Source organism: Reyranella sp. CPCC 100927, assembly GCF_007859315.1.
Lineage (GTDB): Bacteria > Pseudomonadota > Alphaproteobacteria > Reyranellales > Reyranellaceae > Vineibacter.
Genome location: NZ_VOHA01000002.1, coordinates 328481 through 352469, shown reverse-complemented (window position 1 = coordinate 352469; position 23989 = coordinate 328481). Strand labels below are relative to the sequence as shown.

Here is a 23989-nt window from a genome sequence, read left to right as displayed (position 1 = left end):
GCGGTTCGGCCCTTCCCGAGGGGAAGGGCCGAATGAAGGATCAGCGGTTCGGGCCAGTACCGGGGAGCAGGCCACCGGGCGGCAAGCCGCCAGGGCCCGGCGGCGGCGGCGCGGCCGGCTTGGGGGCCGGGCCGGGCTTGGGCGCCGGTGCCGGTGCCGGCCCTTTCGGGGCGGGCGCCGCAGGGGCCTGCGGACCGCGCTGGCTGACATCCCACTCCTGCTTGCTGATCTTGCCGTCCCCGTTGAGATCGAGGCGTTTGAAGACCGCGGTCAGGAATGTCTGCAGCTCGGCCTGGACGAGGAAGCCGTCCTTGTTGGAGTCCATCTCGCGGAAGCGCGCGGTGAGGATCTGCTTGCGCTGCTCGAAGTTGGGCTGGCCCGGCGGGTTCTCGTTGGGCTGACCGGCGAGCGACAAGTACTCCTGCAGGCTGATCTTGCCGTCCTTGTCGGCGAGCTGCATCAGCCCGACCATGTTGAACTCGATGAATTCCTTCAAGTCGACGAAACCGTCGCCGTTGCCGTCGATCTCCGGGGCCTGGCGGCGGCCTTCATCGCGACGCCGGGCGTCCTCTTCGGACCGCCGGCGGCGCTCTTCGACCTGCTGCATCACCATCCGCAACTCGGCCTCGGTGATCCGGTTGTCGCGGTCGATGTCGAACTCGTTGAAGTTCAGATTGACGAACACCTGGACTTCTTCGCGCGAGAGCTTGGCGTCGCGATTGGTGTCGATCTGGTTGAACTGCCCTTCATAGAAACGACGGCGCTGGTCCGCCGGCGGACCGCCGGGCGTATCCTGCGAAAACGGCGGATCGGCCAGCTTGGTGAACTCTTCCTTGCTGAGCCAGCCATCCTTGTTGGCATCGAGCTGGTCGAACAGCTTCATGCGCACCGTGAGGAATTCCTCGCGGGTCACGGCGCCGTCCTTGTTGATGTCCATCTCGGTGAACCAGTCCGGAAGCGGCGGAGCGGCGTTGATCTGGGGCGGCGCGGAGGGCACGCCCGGCGGCGTGGTCGCCTGCGGGGTGGGGGGTATCCCGGCCGGCGGTTGCGCGGCGGGCGGCGTCTGCGGTGGCGTGGCGGGCGGTGGTGCCGGCTGCGGCGGCGTGGGCTGCTGCGCCAGAACGGACGCGCTGCAAAGACCAACCGCAAGTACAGCCACTGTCACGATCTTGTTCATTGAAGTCTTGTTCATGGGATCTCCCGCTGCCGGCGAGGGGACGGCAGTGCAGCATGCCACGGTGTGGCGCGTCGATATCGACTAGCGAACGCTGGACTGTCAACCCAATGAAGCCGAACTGCGACCAAATCACGGCCTGAAATGTCCTTCCGTGACACGAAAACGCGAGCCGCGTTCGCGGCGAAAGCGTCGGATCGATCCACTCTCACCTATTGAAACCCACAGGCTAATGAGCCAAGGTGCGCGCCACTGAACGGGCGTTAACAAGCCCGCAACCGTCTGGGAGATCACGGATTTTCGCGATGCGGCATGTTTGATGGCATGAAAAAGCCAACATGCAAGCTGCAACGCGGGGACGTGTGTTTGGGCTGGGAGGAGGTAGAGACTGGTGTCCACAGCCATGGCTGCGGCCGCGCCGCGTACGTCCGCGCGACCGCATGATGCTGATCCGCAGCTGAGCGTCCGCGGGGTGTCGGTACGGTTCGGCGGTATCGTCGCGCTCGACGGCATTACTTTCGATGTTTTTCCCGGGCAGATTGCCGGTCTGATCGGGCCTAACGGCGCCGGCAAGACAACGCTGTTCAATTGTCTCAGCCGGCTCTATGTCCCCAACGACGGCGATATCCTGTTCGAAGGCAAGTCGATCCTCGATGCGCCCCGGCATGACATCCCGGTGATCGGTATCGCGCGCACGTTCCAGAACGTGGCGCTGTTCGATCGCATGAGCGTGCTGGACAACGTCAAGGTCGGCTATCACAGCAAGGGTGCCAGCGGTTTTCTTGCCAATGCCCTGCGCCTGCCGTCGGTCAAGGCCGAGGAAGCACGCACCACCGAACGCGCCCGCGAACTGATCGAATTCATGGATCTCGTGCCGTTCGCCGCACTGCCGGCCGGCCCGTTGCCGTTCCCGATCCGCAAGCGGGTCGAATTGGCGCGCGCCTTGGCGGCCGGACCCAAGCTGCTGCTGCTCGACGAGCCGGCGGCCGGTCTCAATCACGACGAGATCGAAGTCCTCAAAGGCCAGATCAAGCGCGTGCGGGACCTTCAGCACGTCACCGTCCTGCTGGTCGAGCACCACATGAGCCTGGTGATGAGCGTATCGGACAAGGTGGTGGCCATCGATTTCGGCCGCAAGATCGCCGACGGAACGCCAGCGGAAGTCCAGCGCGATCCGGAAGTCATCCGCGCCTATCTGGGGACCTCGTCGTAGCATGGCGGCCTTTCTTGAAGTCAGCGGGCTCAAGGCCTTCTATGGCCAGACTCAAGCCCTCTACGACGTCGCCTTTTCCCTGGAACAGGGCGGAATCACCACGCTGCTGGGCGCCAACGGCGCCGGCAAGACGACAACCCTGCGGGCCATCTGCAACATGGTGCGCACCGAGGGACGAGTCGCCTTCGACAATCAGGTGATCACCGGGCGCGCCACCGAATCGATTGTGCGACTGGGCGTGGCGCACGTGCCCGAGGGCCGTGGCACCTTCACCACCCTCACGGTCGAGGAGAACCTGCGCATCGCCGCCTACACACGCGGGCGCAGCGCCGAGGTGAAGCGAGACCTCGACGCGGTGTTCGAGTATTTCCCCCGGCTCCAGGAACGCATCCAGCAGCAGGCGGGCACCCTCTCGGGCGGCGAGCAGCAGATGCTGGCAATCAGTCGGGCGCTGATGCTGCGGCCGCGGCTGATGCTGTTGGACGAGCCGTCCTTCGGCCTGGCACCGCTGATCGTGCAGGAGATTTTCCGGATCCTGCGGCGCATCAACACGGAGTCCAAGGTCAGCATGCTGCTCGTGGAGCAGAACGCGGCGTTGGCCCTTGATCTGGCCGACCACGCCTATGTGCTGGAGACCGGCCGGGTCGTGATGGCCGGTCCATCGGCGGTCGTGAAGAACGACGAGAACATCCGCAAATCCTATCTCGGCTATTGAGGGGTCGGCACCTTGGAACAGCTCATCCAGCAGATCGCCTCGGGCCTGGCCAACGGCGCGATCTATGCCTGTGTCGCGCTCGCCCTGGTGATGATCTTCGTTTCGACGGATCACATCAATTTCGCCCAGGGCGAGATGGCGATGTTCAGCACCTACATCTCCTGGCAGCTCATCCAGTGGGGGCTCGACTACTGGGTCGCGTTCTTCCTCGCCGTCGCGATCTCGTTCGTCGCCGGCGTGCTGATCGAGCGCATCGTGCTGCGCCCACTGCACAATGCGCCGTTATTGTCGATCGTCGTGGTGTTCATCGGCCTGCTGGCCATCTGCAACTCCGTCGCCGGCACGGTGTGGAGCTACCTGATCAAGGAGTATCCGACGCCGTTTCCCAAGGACGTGTTCGGGATGTCCGGCCTGATCGGCGCGCATCAGCTGGGCGTCGTCATCGTCACGCTGGTCGTCCTGACGCTGCTCTACGTGTTCTTCCGCTACACGCCCCTGGGACTGGCGATGCGCGCTGCGGCGCAGAACCCGGTCTCAGCGCGGCTGGCGGGCGTTCGGGTCGACTGGATGCTGGCTCTGGGCTGGGGCTTAGCCGCTGCCGTCGGCGCCGTCGCCGGCATGATGGTGGCCCACATCGTCTATCTCGACCCCAACATGATGGCCGGCATCCTGCTCTATGCCTTCGCCGGCGCGCTGCTGGGCGGCATTTCCAATCCCGGCGGCGCCGTTCTCGGCGGCTTCATCGTCGGCGTGCTGGAAAATCTCGTGGCCTATCTCGGCAATGCCATCGAGAAGGGCCTCGGCGTCTACATCATCGGCAACGGCGAGAAGCTGACGGTGGCGCTGATCATTGTGATCACCGTGCTGACGCTGAAGCCCAGCGGCCTGTTCGGCCGCGTCGTCGTCAAGAGGGTGTGAGCCATGTCCACCGCCAATCCTGCCGACGCCGCAACCGCTTCCGCCGCTGCCGTTCCGGCTTCCCCGGCGGCGCTCGGCGCCGACCGCCGCTGGGTCTGGATCGTTGTGGCCATCGCGGCGCTCCTGCCGCTGCTGCAGTTCGTGATGCCGAATGTCATCTCGGATTACCGCCTGTTCCTGATGAGCACCATGATGATCGCGGCCATCGCGGTGCTCGGCCTCAACCTGCTGACCGGCTTCAACGGTCAGATTTCCTTGGGGCACGGCGCTTTCTACGCCGTCGGCGCCTACACCGCCGCCATCCTGATGGACAAGCTCGACCTGCCGTACTGGACGCTGCTGCCGATCGTGGCGGCCGTCTGCTTCGTCGTCGGCTTCCTGTTCGGCCTGCCGGCGCTGCGGCTGGAAGGTCACTACCTGGCATTGGCGACGTTCGCGCTGGCACTCGCCGTGCCGCAGATGCTGAAATACAAGTGGCTGGAAGGTCTCACGGGCGGCGTGCAGGGCATCGTGCTGCTGAAACCGGAGGCGCCTTTCGGCCTGCCGCTGAGCGAAGACCAGTGGCTCTACTACTATTGCCTGATCGTCACCGTGCTGCTGTTCTGGGGGGCCTGGAACATGCTGCGCGGCCGCAGCGGGCGCGCCATGATGGCGATTCGCGACCATCACATGGCCGCCGACACCATGGGCATCGACACGGCCCGCTACAAGACGGTCACCTTCGGCATCAGCGCCGCCTATACCGGCATCGCCGGCGCGCTGTCGGCCAGCGCCATCGCCTTCGTGGCGCCCGACAGCTTCGGCTTCTTCCTGTCGATCTCGCTGCTGATCGGTCTCGTCGTCGGCGGCGTCGCGTCGCTGCCGGGCTCGATCATCGGCGGCATCTTCACCGTGCTGGTCCAGAATTCGGCGCAGGCACTGTCGAACTTCGTCAAGAACGACATCGGCCTGCCCTATGACCTGTCACCCTATTCGGTCTACGGCATCCTGTTGCTGGTGCTGATGTACGTCATGCCCACCGGCATCGCCGGCGGCGTGGTGTTGGCTTGGCGTCGACTGCGGCGATAGTCCGCGGCGTCGCGAGGGAGGAACGCGCGGTCGGGCTTCCCGCAACCGCCAATAAAATTGGCCGCGCCGGCATGGCGCGCAAATTCCAAGGAGAGAGGCGTGATGTCGGTAACGAGGCGTGGTTTTGTGGGTGGCGCGTCGGCGGCGACGGCGTTGCTGAGCGGCAGCGGCATGGCGCTGGCTCAGAAAGGCAAGTACGACGACGGCGCGACGGACGCCGAGATCAAGGTCGGCCACACGGGCCCGTACAGCGGACCGGCATCGGCCTATGGAGTCATCGGCAAGGCGATCGATGCCTATTTCAAGATGGTCAACGACAAGGGCGGCATCAACGGTCGTAAGGTGAAGTTCGTCACGCTCGATGACGCCTACAGCCCGCCCAAGGCCGTCGAGGCCACGCGCCAATTGGTCGAGCAGGAGAAGATCCTCTGCCTGTTCAACACGCTGGGCACGGCGAACAACACCGCCATCCAGAAATACATGAACCAGAAGAAGGTGCCGCACCTCTTCCTGGCCACCGGCGCATCCAAGTGGGGCAAACCCAAGGACTTTCCATGGACGATGGGCTGGCAGCCCGACTACCACACCGAAGGCGTGATCTTCGCCAAGCATCTGCTGGCCAACGTCAAGGACGCCAAGATCGGCGTGCTGATGCAGAACGATGATTACGGCAAGGACTACTACGAAGGCTTCCGCGAGGGGCTGGGCAAGGATGTCGGCAAGATCGTCAAGCACGTGAGCTACGAGGTCACCGATCCGACCGTCGACTCGCAGATCATCCAGCTCAAGGATTCCGGCGCCAACGCCTTCTTCAACATCGCGACGCCGAAGTTCGCGGCCCAGGCGATCCGCAAGGCGGCCGACATCGGCTGGAAGCCGGTACACTACCTGAACAACGTCTCGGCCTCGGTGGCGGCGGTCATGAAGCCAGCCGGCTTCGACAATGGCCAGGACATCATCACGGCCCAGTATCTGAAGGATCCCACCGACAAGCAGTGGGACAATGCCGAGGACATGAAGGCCTGGCGCGAGTGGATGGCGAAGTACCACCCCAGCGGCAACCCGGGTGATGCCTTCAACATCTACGGCTATGCCGTCGCCGCCACGATGCACAAGACGCTGGAGCAGTGCGGCAATGAGCTGACTCGGGCCAACCTGATGAAGCAGGCCGCCAACCTCAAGAAGGTGGCGATCCCGCTGCTGCTGCCCGGCATCACCGTCAACACCAGCGCGACGGACTACTATCCGATCCAGTCGGTGCGCCTGCAGCGGTTCAAGGGCGAAACCTGGGAACTGTTCGGCGACGTGATGTCGAACGAAAGCGCATAGCCCGCAAAAGAGCATTCGCGATCGAGGAGCGGCCGCCGGCAATCCCGGCGGCCGTTTCTTTTGGCAGAACCGCCTATCGCGGAGCCCACAAAAAGAGTTCACGACTGCGCAGAATCGACGCATCCTTCCAGGTGTACCGGGCGGCAGTCCCGGCCTTCTGGGAGGATCAAGGCATGAGAACAACGAGGCGTGGTTTCGTAGGCGGTGCATCGGCCGCGACAGCGATGCTGGCTGGCGGCGCGGCGTGGGCGCAGAAGGGCAAGTACGACGAAGGCGCCAGCGATACCGAGATCAAGATCGGGCACACCAATCCGTACAGCGGACCGGCGTCCGCCTACGGGGTGATCGGCAAGGCCGAGGAAGCCTACTGGCGGATGGTGAACGACAAGGGCGGCATCAACGGCCGCAAGGTGAAGTTCCTCACCATGGACGACGGCTACAGCCCGCCCAAGACCGTCGAGGTGGTGCGCCAACTGGTCGAACAGGACAAGGTCCTCTGCCTGTTCAACACCCTGGGCACGCCGACCAACACGGCGATCCACAAGTACGTGAACCAGAAGAAGGTGCCGCACCTGTTCGTGGCCACCGGTGCGTCCAAGTGGGGCAAGCCCAAGGAGTTCCCGTGGACGATGGGCTGGCAGCCCGACTACCACACCGAAGGCGTGATCTACGCCAAGCACATGCTGGCCAACATCAAGGACCTGAAGATCGCCGTGCTGATGCAGAACGACGATTACGGCAAGGACTACTACGAGGGATTGCGTGACGGGCTGGGCAAGGATGTCGGCAAGATCATCAAGCACGTCACCTACGAAGTGACCGACCCGACCATCGACTCCCAGGTTATTCAGCTGAAGGACACCGGCGCCAACGCCTTCTTCAACATCACGACGCCGAAGTTCGCGGCCCAGGCGATCCGCAAGGCGGCGGAGATCGGCTGGAAGCCCGCCCACTATCTGAACAACGTGTCCGTTTCGGTGGCATCCGTAATGAAGCCGGCTGGCTTCGAGAATGGCCAGGGGATCATCACCGCCTTCTATCTGAAGGATCCCACCGACAAGCAGTGGGACAATGATGCGGACATGAAGGCCTGGCGCGAGTGGATGGCCAAGTACAATCCCGGCGGCAGCACGGCCGATGCCTCGAATGTGCTCGCCTATGCTGTCTCCTACACGATGCAAAAGACGCTGGAGCAGTGCGGTAACGACCTGACGCGGGCCAACCTGATGAAGCAGGCGGCCAACCTCAAGAAGCTGTCGGTGCCGTTGGTGCTGCCGGGCATCACCATCAACACCAGCCCGACCGACTTCTACCCGATCCAGTCGGTGCGGCTGTCCGTCTTCAAAGGTGAGTCCTGGGAACTGTTCGGCGATCTGATGTCGAACGAAAGCGCCTAGAATTCGTCACGGATTCCAGGCAGCCGCCGTGTCAGACGGCGGCTGCTTTTCTTCTATGACAGGCGGCCAGGAAAAGCTTTCCGGCCGTTTAAAATCGCCGCATCCTTTTCGATGGACTGGGCACAAGTCCCGGCGTGATTGGGAGGAATGACGATATGAAAACGACACGGCGTGGTTTTGTGGGAGGTGCGTCGGCAACGGCAGCGCTGCTGGCTGGTGGCGCGGCGCAGGCGCAGGCGCAGAAGGGCAAATACGACGAGGGCGCCAGCGACACCGAAATCAAGATTGGCCACACCAATCCCTACAGCGGGCCGGCGTCGGCCTACGGTGTCATCGGCAAGGCCGAGGAAGCCTACTGGCGGATGGTGAACGACACAGGTGGCATCAATGGCCGCAAGGTGAAGTTCATCACCTTGGACGACGGCTACAGCCCACCCAAGACCGTCGAGGTCGTGCGTCAGCTCGTCGAGCAGGAGAAGGTGCTGTGCCTGTTCAACCCTCTGGGCACACCGACCAACACGGCGATCCACAAGTACGTGAACCTGAAGAAGATCCCCCATCTCTTTCTGTCGACCGGCGCCTCCAAGTGGGGCAACCCCAAGGAGTTCCCGTGGACGATGGGCTGGCAGCCCGACTATCACACCGAGGGTGTGATCTACGCCAAGCACATCCTGGCCAACGTGAAGGACCCCAAGATCGCCGTGCTGATGCAGAACGACGACTACGGCAAGGACTACTACGAGGGGCTGCGTGCTGGGCTCGGCAAGGACGTCGGCAAGATCGTCAAGCATGCGACGTACGAGGTGACCGATCCGACCGTCGATTCGCAGGTCATCCAGCTCAAGGACTCGGGCGCCAACGCCTTCTTCAACATCACGACGCCGAAGTTCGCGGCGCAGTCCATTCGCAGGGCTGCGGAGATCGGCTGGAAACCGGCGCACTACCTGAACAGCGTGTCCGTCTCGGTGGCGACGGTGATGAAACCGGCTGGCTTCGAAAACAGCCAGAACATCATCACCGCCTCCTACCTGAAGGATCCCACGGACAAGCAGTTCGACAACGATGACGACATGAAGGCGTGGCGCGCGTGGATGGCGAAATACAATCCCGGCGCCAATGTCGCCGACATCAACAATGTATTTGCCTATGCGGTCTCCTACACGATGGGCAAGACGCTGGAGCAATGCGGCAACGAACTGACGCGCGCCAACCTGATGAAGCAGGCGGCGAGCCTCAAGAAGTTGAAAGTGCCGTTGCTGCTGCCGGGCATCACCGTCAACACCAGTCCGACCGACTTCTATCCCATCCAGTCGGTCCGGCTGGCGCAGTTCAAAGGCGAGTCCTGGGAGCTGTTCGGAGAGGTGATGTCGAGCGAAAGCGCGTAGATGCAATTGCGGGTTCAGAACGGTCGCCGCATCCCGCGGTGATCGTCGGGAGGAGAATTGACATGAGAACAACGAGGCGTGGTTTTGTCGGTGGTGTTTCGGCTGCGGCGTTGTTGAGCGGTGGCGCGGCGTATGCCCAGAAAGGCAAGTACGATGTCGGTGCCAATGACACCGAGATCAAGATCGGCAACTGCATACCCTATAGCGGCCCGGCCTCCAGCTACGGCGCCATCGGCAAGGCGATCGATGCCTACTGGAAGGCGGTGAACGACCAGGGCGGCGTCAATGGCCGCAAGGTCCGGTTCATCTCGCTTGACGATGGCTACAGCCCGCCCAAGACCGTGGAACTGGTGCGCCAACTGGTCGAGCAGGAAAAAGTGCTGGCCCTGTTCAACACGCTGGGCACGCCGACCAATACGGCGATCCACAAGTACATGAACCAGAAGAAGGTGCCGCATCTGTTCCTGGCCACTGGCGCTTCGAAGTGGGGCAAGCCCAAGGAGTTCCCGTGGACGATGGGCTGGCAGCCCGACTACCACACCGAAGCGGTGATCTACGGCAAGCACATCGTGGCGACGATCAAGGAACCGAAGATCGGCGTGCTGATGCAGAACGACGATTACGGCAAGGACTACTACGAGGGCTTCCGCGAAGGGCTGGGCAAGGACGTCGGCAGGATCGTCAGGGCGGTAACCTTCGAGGTGACCGATCCAACAGTCGATTCGCAGATCATCCAGCTCAAGGACTCCGGCGCCGACGTCTTCTTCAATATCACGTCGCCGAAGGCTGCGGCGCAGGCGATCCGCAAGGCCGCCGATATCGGCTGGAAACCGGTACAGTACCTCAACAACGTCTCGGTCTCGGTGGCCTCGGTGATGAAGCCGGCCGGCTTCGAGGCCAGCCAGGGCATCATCACGGCGGCCTACATGAAGGATCCGACCGACAAGCAGTGGGACGATGCCCCCGACATGAAGACGTGGCGCGACTGGATGGCCAAGTATCTTCCCGGTGCCAATCTCGCCGACAACAACAACGTTTACGGGTATGCGGTCTCGTCGACCCTGCACAAGGTTCTGGAGCAGTGCGGCAACGACCTCACGCGCGACAACGTCATCAAGCAGGCCGGCAATCTCAAGAAGGTGGCCATTCCGCTCTTGTTGCCGGGTATTACCGTCAACACCAGTCCGACCGACTTCTACCCCATCCAGTCGGTGCGCCTGCAACGCTTCAAGGGCGAGACCTGGGAGCTGTTCGGCGACGTCATGTCCAACGAGAGCGCCTAGCCTGATCCGAATACAACCAAAAGGAGGTCGTCAGAACGGACCTGGCGACCTCCGCCGCCGGCGCAACGATGCGGCGTATCTGGATGGTTTTTGGCTATCGCATTCCGGAATTCCGCTTTCCGACATGCGTGAATAGCAGCATCCTTCCCGTGTACCGGGCGGAAGTCCCGGCGTTTACGGGAGGTCTTCAACCATGAGCACAACGAGACGTGGTTTCGTGGGAGGCGTGTCTGCTGCAACTGTATTGCTTGCCGGTGGCGCCGTACGGGCACAGAAGGGCAAGTACGACGACGGTGCCAGCGATACCGAGATCAAGATCGGCCACACCAATCCGTACAGCGGGCCGGCATCGTCTTATGGCGTGATCGGCAAGGCGATCGACGGATACTGGCGCATGGTCAACGACCAGGGCGGTATCAACGGGCGCAAGGTGAGATTCATCACCTTGGACGACGGCTACAGTCCACCCAAGACCGTCGAGGTGGTGCGTCAGCTCGTCGAGCAGGAGAAGGTGCTGTGCACCTTCAATACCCTGGGAACGCCCACCAACACGGCGATCCACAAGTACATGAACCTCAAGAAGGTGCCGCACCTGTTCGTCGCGACGGGCGCCTCGAAGTGGGGCAAGCCCAAGGAGTTCCCGTGGACCATGGGATTCCAGCCCGACTACCACACCGAAGGCGTGATCTACGCCAAGCACATCCTGGCCAACGTGAAGGATCCGAAGATCGCCGTGCTGATGCAGAACGACGACTACGGCAAGGACTACTATGACGGCTTCCGCGAGGGGCTGGGCAAGGACGTCGGCAAGATCGTCAAGCACGTGACGTACGAGGTGACCGATCCGACGGTCGACTCGCAGGTCATCCAGCTCAAGGACGCCGGCACCAACGTCTTCTTCAACATCGCCATCCCCAAGTTTGCCGCCCAGGCGATGCGCAAGGCGGCGGAGATCGGCTGGAGGCCGGTCCAGTACTTGAACAACGTGTCCGGCCAGGTGTCGACGACGATGAAGCCCGCCGGGTTCGAGAACGTGCAGGGCGTCATCACGGCCGCGTACCTCAAGGATCCCACCGACAAGCAGTGGGATGACGATGCCGACATGAAGATGTGGCGGGAATGGATGGCCAAGTACAATCCCGGCGGCAACGTCCAGGACGTGAACTACGTCTATGCCTTTGCTGTCTCGTTCACCATGCACGAGACGCTGAAGAAGTGCGGCAATGAGCTCACGCGCGAAAACCTGATGCGGCAGGCCGCCAACCATCAGAAGCTCAAACTGCCGTTGCTGCTGCCTGGCATCTCCGTCAGCACCAGCCCGACCGACTTCTATCCCATTCAGGCCGTGCGCCTGCAGCGCTTCAAGGGCGAGACCTGGGAGCTGTTCGGCGACGTTCTGGCGGCCGAAAGCGCCTGATCGTTCGTTTCGACACCGGGGAGCGCGGACGTGATGTGCCGCGCTCCCGGCATTCGCCCTGCGAAAGCCATGTCTTGGTTGTTACTTCGCGCCGATGCAAGCTTCCGGCAGTCGTATCGATGGCTGCCGCTCAGGGAGGACAGACGTGGCGAGGATCACCCGCAGGACTGTGGTTGCCGGCGCATCGGCGCTGGCGTTGGCGCCGCGCATGGCGAGCGCCCAGAAGAAATACGATTCCGGCGCGTCCGACACCGAGATCAAGCTCGGCCACACCAATCCCTATAGCGGTCCGCTCTCGGCCTATGGCGCCATTGGCCAGGCGATCAAGGCCTACTGGGCCATGGTCAATGCCGAGGGCGGCATCAACGGCCGCAAGGTGAACTTCCTCACCTACGACGACGGCTATTCGACACCCAAGACGGTGGAGCTGGTGCGCAAGCTGGTCGAGGAGGATCAGGTCCTGGCGATCTTCCAGCTGCTGGGCACGCCGACCAACACGGCGGTCCACAAGTACATGAACGCCAAGAAGGTGCCGCAGCTCTTCGTTGCCACCGGCGCTTCGAAGTGGGGCGACCCCAAGAACTTCCCGTGGACGATGGGCTGGCAGCCCGACTACGCCACCGAGGCCGGCATCTACGCCAAGCACATCCTGGCCACGGTGAAGAATCCGAAGATCGCCATCCTGTGGCAGAACGACGATTCGGGGAAGGACTACGTCGCCGGCTTCATGAAGGGCCTGGGCAAGGAGAACGAGAAGCTGGTCGTGGCTTCGGTCAGCTACGAAGTCACCGATCCGACGGTCGACTCGCAGGTCATTCAGCTCAAGAACTCCGGCGCCAACGTCTTCTTCAACGACGCCGCGCCCAAGGCCGCCGCACAGGCCATTCGCAAGGCGGCCGAACTGGGCTGGAAGCCCGAGGCGTTCTATCTCGCCAACGTCTCGGCGTCGGTGACGTCGGTGCTGAAGCCCGCCGGCTACGACAACAGCCAGGGCATCATCACGGCCGCCTACCTGAAGGACCCGTCGGACAAGCAGTGGGAGACCGCGCCCGACTTCGTCCAGTGGAAGGCCTGGATGGCGAAGTACAATCCCGGCGCCAACCTCGCCGATGCCTTCAATGTCTATGCCTACGCCGTCTCGGCCACCATGCGCGAGGTGCTCAAGCGCTGCGGCAACGAACTGACGCGCGCCAACGTCATGAAACAGGCGGCCAGCATGCGCGACCTCGAGGTGCCGCTGTTGCTGCCGGGCATCAAGATCAATACCAGCGCGACCGACTTCTATCCGATCCAGTCGGTGCGTCTGCAACGCTTCCAGGGCGAGACCTGGGAGTTGTTCGGCGACGTGCTCACGAACGAAAGCGAGTAACCGGACAGCACCCGGCAGAAAAGTCCAACGCGGCTGCCCGGAGACCCTCGGACAGCCGCGTTGGTGGAGACGCGGGGCTAACGGGCAGTGGGGTTACGCCGGTCGCCGCGCGTCGCCTGCGCCATCTTGCATTCACCGAAGGCCAGCTTGCCGTCCTTGTTGGCATCGCAGCGGTCGAAGCGGGTATCGTCGCCGGCGAGCCACTCGGCGCGACTGACCACGCCGTCCTTGTCACTGTCGAGGCGCTGCAGCAAGCGGTCGGCGCGGGTGCGGCGGCTGTCGGTGGCCGGCTTGGTGGCATCGGTTGCGTTGATACCGCCATCCTGACTCTTCGGCGGCTGGCGGCGGGCGCGTTGCGATCCCATCAGTTCGTCGACCGTCAGGCGGCCATCCTTGTTGACGTCGAGGCGGGCGAAGATCGCTTCGCGGGCGACGTGTGATTCGTCGCGATCGACGAAACCGTCCTTGTTGGCGTCCAGGCGGTCAAAAGCGGCGCGCTGCTGCGTGGTGCGATCCGGCTTGGCTGCCGGCTTGGTCGTGTCCTGGGCCAGCGCCGGTGTCAGCGTCAGCGATGTGGCGGCCAGCAGAACGGCGATGAGCGAACGTGTGCGGGACATGTCAGGAGTCTCCCTGAGGCCGATGGGCGGCCCGTTGTGGTGAGGTACGCGGACTGGCGGCACGGTATCCCCCGGGCTTCACGTTTTTCTTTTCGTGCCGATATGGTTATCTACGGACAAGGTCATGAGACGCCGCGAATCAGGCGATATTGCGGCATAGTTATGCAACTTATAGGAGTAGCCCATGGCGGGCTTTGACTACGATCTCTTTGTCATCGGCGCCGGTTCGGGCGGCGTGCGGGCCAGCCGTATTGCGGCCGGTCACGGCGCGCGCGTCGGGATCTGCGAGGATGACCTCGTGGGCGGTACCTGCGTGATCCGAGGCTGCGTGCCCAAGAAGCTGCTGGTCTACGGCTCACACGTGTCGGAGGACATCGAGGATGCCGCCGCCTATGGCTGGACGATCGCGCATCCCAGTTTCAACTGGGCCACCCTGCGCGACAATGTGCAGAAAGAGGTCATGCGCCTGAACGGCGTCTACAAGAACCTGCTGAAGGGCGCCAAGGTCGACCTGGTGGTCGGCCGTGGGCGCCTGATGGACGCGCACACGATTGCGGTCGGCGAGCGCACGGTGACCGCCGACAAGATCCTGCTGGCAACCGGCGCGCGGCCCTGGCGGCCGGATATCGAGGGGGCCGACCTCGCCATCGTTTCCGACGATGCATTCCACCTACAAGAACTACCTAAGCGTGTGGTCATCGTGGGTGGCGGCTACATCGCCGTCGAGTTCGCCGGCATCTTCAACGGGCTGGGGGCCGACGTCACGATGGTGGTCCGGCGCGAGCGCGTGCTGCGGGGTTTCGACGAGGAATGCCGCCAGGCGGTGCAGGACGGCATGATCGCCAAGGGCGTGGCCTTCCGCACCGGCGCACAGATCACACGCCTGCAACGCGGCGGGAACGCGATCACGGCGACCTTCGCCGACGGCACATCGATCGACGCCGATGTGGTGATGTACGCCACGGGCCGCCATCCCAACACGGCCGGCCTGGGCCTCGAGAAGGTCGGCGTGCATCTCGACAAGGCCGGCGCCGTGGCGGTCGACGAATGGTCGCGCACCACGGTGGACAACATCTATGCCGTCGGCGATGTCACCAACCGCCTGAACCTGACGCCGGTGGCGATCCTGGAAGGGCATTGCTTCGCCGATACGGTGTTCGGCAATCGCCCGCGCAAGCCCGACCATCGCGATGTGCCGTCGGCCGTCTTCTCGCAGCCGCAGCTGGCGACCGTCGGCCTCGGCGAGGAGCAGGCGCGCCAGGTGTATGGCGACGTGCACGTCTACGACGCGCGCTTCCGGCCGATGAAGTACACCTTGTCGGGCCGCGAGCAGCGCACGTTCATGAAGCTGGTGGTCGATGCCGCTTCCGATCGCGTGGTGGGCGTGCACATGGTGGGCGACGATGCCGCCGAACTGATCCAGGGCATCGCGATCGCCGTGAAGGCGGGCGCCACCAAGGCGATCTTCGATGCCACGGTGGGCATCCACCCGACGGCCGGCGAGGAGTTCGTCACTATGCGCACGCGCCGTCCCGATCCAGCGCCGACAGCGAAAGCAGCGGAGTAGGAGTCTTCGCCCTCTCCCGCGCGCAAGCGGGAGAGGGTTCACCGCAACGGGAGAACGCCATGGCCTTCGATGCGACGGCAGTCGTGGAGGAATTCTGGCAGGCGAGGACTCGGCGCGAGTATTTTCCGCGCGCCTGGTTCGACCGGCTGACGCTGGGCGAAGCCTATCAGGTCCAGCTCGGGCTGATCGACCGGCGCGTTGCCGCCGGCGAAAGCCACATCGGCTGGAAGGTCGGCCTGACTGCCAAGCCGATCCAGGAGCAGTTCGGCTTTCACGAACCGGTGTTCGGCTGCATCCTCGAGAGCGTTCCCAGCGGCACTACGCTGCGGTCCGCCGACCTGATCGCGCCAGGCTTCGAGAGCGAGCTGTGCATGAGGATGGGACAAGGCCTGCCGGGCACCGTCACGATGGCGCAGGCGCGTGCTGCCGTCGCCGGTGTGCATCCTGCGCTGGAGATCATCGAGACGCGCGGCGACCTCAGCGCCCAGATCGCGTTGGCGATGGCCGACAACGCGCAGCAGAAAACCGTCGTGCTCGGCGAGCCCGTGCCGCTGGCCGACAATCGGCTCGATGAGATCGTCTGCCGCGTCGAGCAGAACGGCAAGACGGTGGCCGAGGGCACTGGTGCCGCCGTGCTGGGCGACCCCCTGAACTCGGTCGTATGGCTGGCCGGCAAGCTGGCACAGTTCGGCCGTGCCATCCGCGCCGGCGACATCATCATGGCCGGTTCGTTCGTGCGGCAGTTCCCGCTGGCAGCCGGTGATGCGGTCCGCGTGGCTTTTGCCGGGGTCGGGAACGTCGAGGTGCGCGTCGCGTAGAGATCTCCCTTCTCCCCGCGCAGGCGGGGAGAAGGTGGACGCCGCGCCGCGGCGGCCGGATGAGGGGCTTCGGCGGCATCGCGACAAGACGGGATTTTGCTGGCCTCAACGCGGTCTGCATCGGGACCGCAAAGCCCCTCATCCGCCTCAGGTACTTTGACGCGAAGCGTCGAAGTACCTGAACGGGCACCTTCTCTCCGCCTGCGCGGGGAGAAGGGATTTTGCGGGAGAGGGGGCCATCACCATGCCACCGGATACTGCGCGAAGCCGCGGAAGCGGGCGCGGCCGCCGCGGACGAAATCGCCGTCGCGGCGATAGGCCGGGAAGCGCCGGATGAACCGGTCGAGCGCGATGGTGCCTTCCAGGCGTGCCAGCGTCGCGCCCAGGCACATATGGACGCCGGAACCGAAGGCGACATGGCGATTGGGCGTGCGCCCGGCGTCGAAGCGGTCGGGCTCGGCAAATTCGGCCGGATCGCGGTTGGCGGCGCCGATGCCGATATGGACGTAGGTGCCGGCGGCCAGTGTCTCGCCGCCGATCACGGTGTCCGTCGTCAGCCGGCGGTTGCCGAGCTGGTTGGAGCTTTCGAAGCGCAGCCCTTCCTCGACGGCGGTGCGGATCAGCGTCGGATCGTCTTTCAGCCGCGCCAGCTGATCGGGGAAGCGCAACAGCGCATCGAGCGTGTTGCCGATCAGGTTGGTCGTCGTCTCGTGCCCGGCGTTCAGCAGGAAGATGCAGTTCTGCACCAGTTCTTCGTGCGTCAGGCGCTCGCCGTCGACCTCGCCGTGGATCAGGGTGCCCAGCACATCGTTGTCGTCGGCCGGCCGCTTGCGCCGTTCGGCGATGAGGTCATCCAGGTAGGCAGAGAACTCGGCCACGGCAGCGTCGCCGATCTTCTGTTTCTCGGCCGAGATCACCGGCTCGAGCGCGCCCAGGATGGCCAGCGAATAACGGCGGAACGGGTCGCGCTCGGCCCGCGGCACGCCCAGCATGTCGCAGATCACCTCGACCGGCAGGGCGAAGCCGAAATCCTCGATCACGTCCATGCGGCCGGCATCGGCGGCCTGGTCCAGCAGGTGATCGACGATCGCCACGACACGCGGCTCCAGCGCCTTCAGCGCCCGCGGCGTGAAGGCGGCGGCCAGCAGCTTGCGCACGCGCGTGTGCAGCGGCGGGTCGTTGAACACCAGGCTGGTGGTGTGGTGCCGATAGAGCGGCGAGCCGACGCCGAACTTCGGTCCGAACTCGGCCTTCTTGTCCGAGCTCATGCGCGCATCGCGATAGCAGAGCTGGATGTCGGTGTAGCGGCTGAGGAACACGCTGCCGTCCGGCAACCGCTTGACCGGCGCGAAGCGGCGCAGCGCGTGGTAGCGCGGGAAGGGATCGTCGAGGAAGTCACGCGTCAGGTTCGCCAGGTCGAACGATTGGGCGAAGGCACGCGCCTCGTCGTCGGGTAGTTCGATGACGCCGGGAGCTGTTGTGACCGTCATGGGCTGAACCGCGTTATCCCTGGGAGCGCGGGCCTCTGGCCCGCTCATGTCCTGGCGCTTCGCGCCCATGCGGGCGGGACGCCCGCGCTCCCAGGTCAGAACTGTTCCTCGGCCAGCGCGAACACCGTGCGGCCGGCGCTTTTCAGCGGGCCGAGCTGGGCCAGCGCCGGCGGCAGGATCACCTCGGCATAGAAGCGCGCCGTGACGATCTTGGCCTCGTTGAAGGCCGGATCACCGGCGCGGCCGGCGAGGTGGCGGTGCGCCACCAGCGCGCCCTTGGCCAGCAGCCAGCCGCCCAGCGCCGTGCCCGCCAGGCGCAGGAACGGGACCGAGCCGGCCAGCGCGGCGCCCAGGTCCGCCTTGCCGGTTTCCGCCACCCAGGCCGTGGCCTCGTCGAGCGCATCGGCGGCCGTGCCGACTGCGTCCGCCAGGACCGCCATGTCATCGCCGGTGACCGTCGACAGCTCGGTGGCCAACCCACGCATCTCGGCGGTCAGGCCGCGCATCGCCTCGCCGCCGTCCTTGGCGACCTTGCGGCCGACCAGGTCGCGGGCCTGGATGCCGTTGGTGCCTTCGTAGATCGGCAGGATGCGGGCATCGCGCAGATGCTGCGCGGCGCCGGTCTCCTCGATGAAGCCCATGCCGCCATGCACCTGCACGCCCAGCGATGCGATCTCGTTACCCAGGTCGGTGAACCAGGCCTTGACGATCGGGATCAGCAGATCGACGCGATCCTGCGCCTGGCGCCGGGTGGCGTCATCGGCATGCTTCAACGCGCAATCGATACCGGCGGCGGTGTAATAGCCCAGGCCGCGCATGGCCTCGATCTGGCTGCGCATCGTCATCAGCATGCGCCGGATGTCGGCGTGGCGCACGATCGCCACCGGCTTGGGGTCGGGCCTGGTGTCGTCTTTCGACTGCACGCGGGTCTTTGCATAGGCGACGGCCTGCTGATAGGCGCGCTCGGCGATGGCCAGGCCCTGCACGCCCACCGCCAGCCGCGCGTTGTTCATCATGGTGAACATGTAGGAGAGGCCGCGGCCTTCCTCGCCGATGCGATAGCCGATGGCGCCGCCATCGTCGCCAAACGACATCACGCAGGTCGGGCTGGCATGGATGCCAAGCTTGTGCTCGACCGACACGCAGCGCACGTCGTTGCGCTTGCCGGGCGTACCGTCGGCGTTGGGCAGGAACTTGGGCACGATGAACAGCGAGATGCCGCGCACGCCCGGCGGCGCGTCGGGCGTGCGCGCCAGCACCAGGTGCACGATGTTCTCGGCCATGTCGTGCTCGCCGTAGGTGATGAAGATCTTCTGGCCGGAGACCAGGTAGTGATCACCCTGCGGTATGGCGCGGCTGCGCAGTTGCGCCAGGTCGGAGCCGGCCTGCGGTTCGGTGAGGTTCATCGTGCCGGTCCAGGCGCCGGACACCATCTTGGGCAGGTAGGTCGCCTTCTGCTCGGCCGAGCCGTGATGGTGGATGGCGTCGATGGCGCCCTGGTTCAGCAGCAGCACCAGCCCGAAGCCCATGTTGGCCGACTGCCACATCTCCTGCACGGCGGTGGCCAGCAACCACGGCATGCCCTGGCCGCCGTACTCGGGATCGAACGGCAGCGAGTTCCAGCCACCGTCGATGAACTGCTGGTAGACGCCGGCGAACCCCTCGGGCGTGCGCACCACGCCGTTCTCCAGCTTGACGCCTTTCTGGTCGCCGATGCGGTTGAGCGGTGCCAGCGCGTTGCCCGACAGCTTGCCGGCCTCCTCCAGCACCGCGTCGATCATGTCCTCGGTCGCGTTCTCGTAGCCGGGCAGCCCGGCGACCGCCGCCTGGCCGGCGATCTCGCGCAGGGTGAAGCGGATGTCGGCGAGCGGTGCGGTGTAGGTCATTGCGGACGCCTCGGCTGCTTGGTGATCTTTCGCGCACCATAGGTGCGGCCGGGCAGGTCGGCAATGTTTCCTGACCATGGCGCAGGCCGGGTGACTCGCGATAAAATGCGGTCATGAGCGAGCATATTCTGCTGACCATCGACGGCCCCCGGGCCACCATCACCCTCAACAACCCGGCGGTGCACAACCGGCTGGCGCCGGCCGACATCAAGGCCTTCATCGGTCATCTCGATACGATCGAGAAGGCGACCGATGTCCGCCTGCTGGTCGTCACCGGTGCCGGTGAAAAAACGTTCTGTGCCGGCTTCGACCTGGGCTCGCTGAAGCCCGGCGCCGCCTCGGGCAACGAGGACGGCGGCGATGGCCGGCGCTACGGCTTCGAGGTGCTGTGCGACCGCCTGGAGGCCAGCCGCGTGCCCACCATCGGGGCGCTCAACGGCAGCGTCTATGGCGGCGGCACCGACCTGGCGCTGGCCTGTGATTTCCGCGTCGGCATCCGCGGCATGCGCGCCTTCCTGCCGGCGGGCCGGCTGGGCCTGCACTACTATCCCAGCGGGCTGCGGCGTTTCACCGAGCGGCTCGGCCCCGGCATCGCCAAGCGCTTCCTGCTGCTGGCCGAGGAGTTCGATGACGCCGAACTGCATCGCATCGGCTACCTCGACTGGCTGGTCGATCGCGCCGCGTTCGCCGCCAAGGTCGACGGACTGGCCGGTACCCTGGGCGGCCTGGCGCCGCTGTCGCTCACCGGCATGAAGGCGTCGATCAACGACATCGCCTGCGCCGTGTTCGACGAGGATGTGATCCGCCAGCGCATCCGCACCTGCGCGATGTCCGACGACCTCGTCGAAGGGATCGCCGCCGTGAACGACAAGCGCAAGCCGGTCTTCCGGGGGCGCTGACCCATGTCCCTGCGCCGCCGCGCTGTGCTGGCGGGAGGGGTTGGACTGGCGGTTTCGCTGGCATCCCATCCACTGGCGGCGCGGCAGCTGTCGTTCCAGCGCCAGCGTTACGCCGGGCAAAGCCAGTATCGCGTACGCTGGCTCGATCATGAGCAGCGCGAGCGCGATATCAGTTTTGCGCTGGCGGCAGCCGAGATCGACCAGGCCGCGCGATTGTTCCGCGAGTTCTCGCTTGAAGGGTTGCGCGACTACATCGAGTCCGCGATCCGGCTGACCGCCGCCGGGTGGCCGGAGGTGAAACTCGAGATCGAGCGGCGGTCGATGACCGTCGACACGGCCGGCATCGCCTACCGCCTGAACGGCCCGCAGCACCTGCTGGCCGATGCCAACCGGCAGGTCAGGCAGACGATCGAGCAGAACCGGGCGCGCTACACCGAGGCCTATCTGCGCCGCGTCGATGGCAACACCATCTCGGTCGACTACGTCGCGGCGGCGCGTCGCTACGCGCGCGCGCTGTGGCCGCTGGCCCAGGCCTTGCTGGCGATCGCCGGCAATGCCGACGAGCGGGCCCGCGTTGCGCTCGCCCTGTCGTTCTTCCAGGCCATTCCCTACGACGAACTGACCGACCGCGTGCGCAACGGCGGTTACGACTTTGCGCCGCCGCCGACGTTGCTGGATCTCAATCGCGGCGACTGCGACAGCAAGGCGGTGGCGCTGGCCTGCGTGCTGCGGGCCGTGGCCCCCCATCGCCGCAGCGCCATGGCGACCATGCCCGGACACGCGATCCTGGGCGTCGACGTGCCGTGGCGCGAAGGCGATGCCTGGGTGCGCCGCGATGGCCGCGTGTTCATTGCTCTCGAGGCGGCCGGGCCGGCCATGGCGCCGGTCGGCCGCGTCGCCCCGCAAACGGCACGCTTCCTGGACGCCCAGAACTTCTCGGTCTGGCCGCTCAGCGCCTAGTACCCGCTATCGCTCGAGTCATCCCGGGCGTGGCGAGGGATCTTTTGATGCAGGCGCACCCGCACATCACTTGCGGAAGATCCCTGGCTGCGCTCGGAGGATGTGATCTTTATCGCTTCGCGCTGTCATTCCGAGCGTAGCGAGGAATCTTTTGGCAATTTCTGGGCCCGCTCACGGCCGGAAAAGATCCCTCGCTGCGCTCGGGATGACAGCGTGGGCCCATAAAATCACAGGCTGTCGGGATGACACGAGCGATTCCGAGTACGAGGCCCGTGGGCCACATCTATATTGCTTGTGAGTTGTCACTCATTTTGTCATAATCCAGGTTCGCTCGCGGCAGCCGGCATGACGGCACAGGAGCCGCCCTTGGACGAAACGCGTACGAGTCCACCCCGGTCCGGCGACATTGTCAGCGGCGATGACTTCGTGTCGTTGCCGGCCGGCTACCCGTTGGCGCGGTACCAGCTGATCGAGACCCTGGGGCAGGGCACGTTCGGCATCACCTATCGCGCCCACGACGCACAGCTCGATCGCGCCGTTGCGGTGAAGGAGTATCTGCCGGCGTCGCTGGCGGTACGTCACGGCGGTACCCAGGTCCTGCCGCGCTCGACCCGCCTGGCCGACGACTTCCGCTGGGGCCGCGAACGCTTCCTGGCCGAGGCGCAGACCCTGGCGCGCTTCGAGAACGCGCCCGCCATTGTGCGGGTCTATGATTTTCTGGAAGCCAACGGCACCGCCTACATGGTGATGGAGCTGCTGCGCGGCGAGACGCTGGAGGCGCGTCTCAAGCGCGACGGGCGACTGGCACCGGAAGTGATCGAGTCACTGCTGAAGCCGTTGCTGGAGGGCCTGGAGCGCGTGCACGGGGTCGGCATCCTGCATCGCGACATCAAGCCCTCGAACATCACGCTCGATGACGAGGGGCGTCCCACGTTGCTCGATTTCGGTGCCGCCCGTGCCGCCGTCGCCGGGCGGACGCAGGCCATGACCGCGGTCTACACGCCGGGTTACGCCGCCGCCGAGCAGTTCACCTCGACGACACAGGGTCCCTATACGGATATCTATGGGCTGGCGGCGACTCTCTATCAGTGCGTGACCGGCAGCATGCCGCCGACCGCCATGGAGCGGTTGCTGGACGATCGGCTGGTGCCGGCGTCGCGCGCCGTTGCCGGTCGTTACCCGGCGCGGCTGCTGGCCGGCATTGATGCCGGATTGGCGCTGAAGGCACAGGATCGGCCGGCCACCATCGCCGCCTGGCGCCCGATGCTGCTGGGTGGTCCACCGACGAAAGCCGCGCCGCTGTTGCCGGCGGCAGCGCCGGCAGCCGCCGACGACGACTCCAAGACGCGCGTGTCACGCGCCGATGCACGACAGCCCGGTTCTCGGCGCTGGGCGATTGCCGCCGCGGTGTTGCTGCTCGTCGCCGGCGTTGCGGGCGGCGGCTATGTCTATGTCCGCGACGCGCAGGAGCGCGCCGAGGTCGAGCGCCTGGCCGCCGAAGCGCGGCAGCGCGAACTGGAGGCGCAGCGCCAGGCGGAGGCGGCCCGTCGGCAGGCCGAGGAACAGGCCCGCCGTGAGGCCGAAGAGCAAACACGCCGCCAGGCCGAAGAACAGGCTCGTCGTGATGCCGAGGCGCAGGCGCGCCGCGCCGCCGAGCAGGCCGAAGCGCAGCGTCGCGCCGAAGAGGAGGCAAGGCGTCAGGCTCAACTGGAGCAGGAAACAGCGCAGCGGCAGCAGGAAGAGGCCCGCCGCCAGGCGGCCGAGGCGGCGCGACAGCAGCAGGCGGAGGAGGCGCGGCGCCGCGCCGCCGAAGAAGCCCGCCGCAATGCCGATGCCGATGCGCGGCGGCAGCAGGACGAGGAGGCCCGTCGGCGGGCAGCCGATGAGGCACGGCGCAAGACCGATGCCGATGCGCGTCGACAACAGGACGAGGAGGCGCGTCGTCGGGCGGCCGATGAAGCGCGGCGCAAGAGCGAGGCTGATGCCCGCCGGCAGCAGGAAGAAGCGGCGCGGCGGACACCGGGTGGCGTCGATGGGACGTGGAGCGGCGTGGTCGAGTGCTATCCCGGCGGACCCAAGGGAGCGGCGAGCATCCCGGTGGCGGCCGGACAGGGGCGTGCCACGGTCCAGGGCATGAGGATTGCGCTGCGCATCAGCGAGGGTTCGGTGGTGGCCGATCTCGAATGGATCGGCCAGGAAGGGCGGGAATGGGTCGCGTCGCTGCGGGGACGTCCGGCCGGCGATTCCCTGGCCGTCACCGGTACGGCGCGGACCTTGGGTGGCCGCCAGGAGACGGTTCGGCCCCAGTGCACGCTGAACCTGCGCCGGCAATAGGGTTTATCCCTGTCTGGCAAGGACCCCGCCGCCTGTGCGATATCGGCACAGGTGATTTTGGCGGTGACACATCTGGCGGGACATGGTGCGAGCTTGCGAACCAACACGGAGGCCGACTGCGGCGCTGATCGTCACGGCTGATCGGCGGCC

At 65.3% G+C, this 23989-nt stretch carries 19 protein-coding genes; 15 read left to right on the top strand and 4 right to left on the bottom strand.

Translation table 11 applies throughout. The annotated features are described in order from the left end of the window. Positions 1-40: 40 nt before the first annotated feature. Positions 41-1192, bottom strand: a complete 1152-nt coding sequence (locus FQU96_RS07770) for an EF-hand domain-containing protein (protein ID WP_146540294.1) — start codon at positions 1190-1192, stop codon at positions 41-43. Between the two features lie 385 nt (positions 1193-1577). Here FQU96_RS07770 and FQU96_RS07765 point away from each other — a divergent pair, with 385 nt between their 5' ends. The 10 genes from FQU96_RS07765 to FQU96_RS07720 all read left to right on the top strand — a co-directional run bounded on the left by FQU96_RS07765 (position 1578) and on the right by FQU96_RS07720 (position 13268). Then, positions 1578-2387, top strand: coding sequence for an ABC transporter ATP-binding protein (locus FQU96_RS07765; RefSeq protein WP_146540670.1), 810 nt, complete (start codon positions 1578-1580; stop codon positions 2385-2387). A gap of 1 nt (position 2388) precedes the next feature. After that, positions 2389-3102, top strand: a complete 714-nt coding sequence (locus FQU96_RS07760; RefSeq protein ID WP_146540293.1) for an ABC transporter ATP-binding protein — start codon at positions 2389-2391, stop codon at positions 3100-3102. 12 nt (positions 3103-3114) lie between these two features. After that, positions 3115-4020: a branched-chain amino acid ABC transporter permease gene (locus FQU96_RS07755; protein ID WP_146540292.1), complete on the top strand. Its 906-nt coding sequence runs from the start codon at positions 3115-3117 to the stop codon at positions 4018-4020. A 3-nt stretch (positions 4021-4023) separates the two neighbouring features. Further along, positions 4024-5088 carry a branched-chain amino acid ABC transporter permease gene (locus tag FQU96_RS07750; protein ID WP_146540291.1) on the top strand — a complete coding sequence of 355 codons (1065 nt, stop codon included), beginning with the start codon at positions 4024-4026 and terminating at the stop codon, positions 5086-5088. A 102-nt stretch (positions 5089-5190) separates the two neighbouring features. After that, positions 5191-6417 carry an ABC transporter substrate-binding protein gene (locus FQU96_RS07745; protein ID WP_146540290.1) on the top strand — a complete coding sequence of 409 codons (1227 nt, stop codon included), beginning with the start codon at positions 5191-5193 and terminating at the stop codon, positions 6415-6417. Between the two features lie 173 nt (positions 6418-6590). Next, positions 6591-7814 carry an ABC transporter substrate-binding protein gene (locus tag FQU96_RS07740; protein ID WP_146540289.1) on the top strand — a complete coding sequence of 408 codons (1224 nt, stop codon included), beginning with the start codon at positions 6591-6593 and terminating at the stop codon, positions 7812-7814. Between the two features lie 155 nt (positions 7815-7969). Continuing rightward, positions 7970-9199, top strand: a complete 1230-nt coding sequence (locus FQU96_RS07735; RefSeq protein ID WP_146540288.1) for an ABC transporter substrate-binding protein — start codon at positions 7970-7972, stop codon at positions 9197-9199. Between the two features lie 62 nt (positions 9200-9261). Further along, positions 9262-10482, top strand: coding sequence for an ABC transporter substrate-binding protein (locus tag FQU96_RS07730; RefSeq protein WP_146540287.1), 1221 nt, complete (start codon positions 9262-9264; stop codon positions 10480-10482). Between the two features lie 193 nt (positions 10483-10675). Next, a complete protein-coding gene (locus tag FQU96_RS07725; protein WP_146540286.1) occupies positions 10676-11899 on the top strand; it encodes an ABC transporter substrate-binding protein in 1224 nt (407 codons plus the stop codon). 208 nt (positions 11900-12107) lie between these two features. Continuing rightward, complete coding sequence (locus FQU96_RS07720) at positions 12108-13268, top strand: ABC transporter substrate-binding protein (protein ID WP_255467925.1); 1161 nt, start codon at positions 12108-12110, stop codon at positions 13266-13268. A 77-nt stretch (positions 13269-13345) separates the two neighbouring features. On the opposite strand, the gene FQU96_RS07715 is transcribed toward FQU96_RS07720, so the two are convergent. Further along, positions 13346-13885, bottom strand: coding sequence for an EF-hand domain-containing protein (locus FQU96_RS07715; protein ID WP_146540284.1), 540 nt, complete (start codon positions 13883-13885; stop codon positions 13346-13348). 184 nt (positions 13886-14069) lie between these two features. Between FQU96_RS07715 and gor the strand changes: the two genes are divergently transcribed. Both gor and FQU96_RS07705 read left to right on the top strand, forming a co-directional pair. Next, positions 14070-15452, top strand: coding sequence for a glutathione-disulfide reductase (gene gor / locus FQU96_RS07710; protein ID WP_146540283.1), 1383 nt, complete (start codon positions 14070-14072; stop codon positions 15450-15452). A 59-nt stretch (positions 15453-15511) separates the two neighbouring features. Further along, positions 15512-16270: a 2-keto-4-pentenoate hydratase gene (locus FQU96_RS07705; protein WP_146540282.1), complete on the top strand. Its 759-nt coding sequence runs from the start codon at positions 15512-15514 to the stop codon at positions 16268-16270. Between the two features lie 239 nt (positions 16271-16509). Here the strand turns inward: FQU96_RS07705 and FQU96_RS07700 are convergent, their stop codons facing one another. After that, positions 16510-17760, bottom strand: a complete 1251-nt coding sequence (locus FQU96_RS07700; RefSeq protein ID WP_146540281.1) for a cytochrome P450 — start codon at positions 17758-17760, stop codon at positions 16510-16512. A 95-nt stretch (positions 17761-17855) separates the two neighbouring features. After that, positions 17856-19646: an acyl-CoA dehydrogenase gene (locus FQU96_RS07695; protein ID WP_146540280.1), complete on the bottom strand. Its 1791-nt coding sequence runs from the start codon at positions 19644-19646 to the stop codon at positions 17856-17858. A 113-nt stretch (positions 19647-19759) separates the two neighbouring features. Between FQU96_RS07695 and FQU96_RS07690 the strand changes: the two genes are divergently transcribed. From FQU96_RS07690 to FQU96_RS07680, 3 genes are all read left to right on the top strand, one after another. Beyond that, entirely contained in the window at positions 19760-20545 is a 786-nt protein-coding gene (locus FQU96_RS07690; RefSeq protein ID WP_146540279.1) for an enoyl-CoA hydratase/isomerase family protein, read from the top strand. A gap of 3 nt (positions 20546-20548) precedes the next feature. After that, complete coding sequence (locus tag FQU96_RS07685; protein ID WP_146540278.1) at positions 20549-21505, top strand: hypothetical protein; 957 nt, start codon at positions 20549-20551, stop codon at positions 21503-21505. A gap of 366 nt (positions 21506-21871) precedes the next feature. Beyond that, positions 21872-23839, top strand: coding sequence for a serine/threonine-protein kinase (locus FQU96_RS07680; protein WP_178130372.1), 1968 nt, complete (start codon positions 21872-21874; stop codon positions 23837-23839). Positions 23840-23989: the final 150 nt, after the last annotated feature.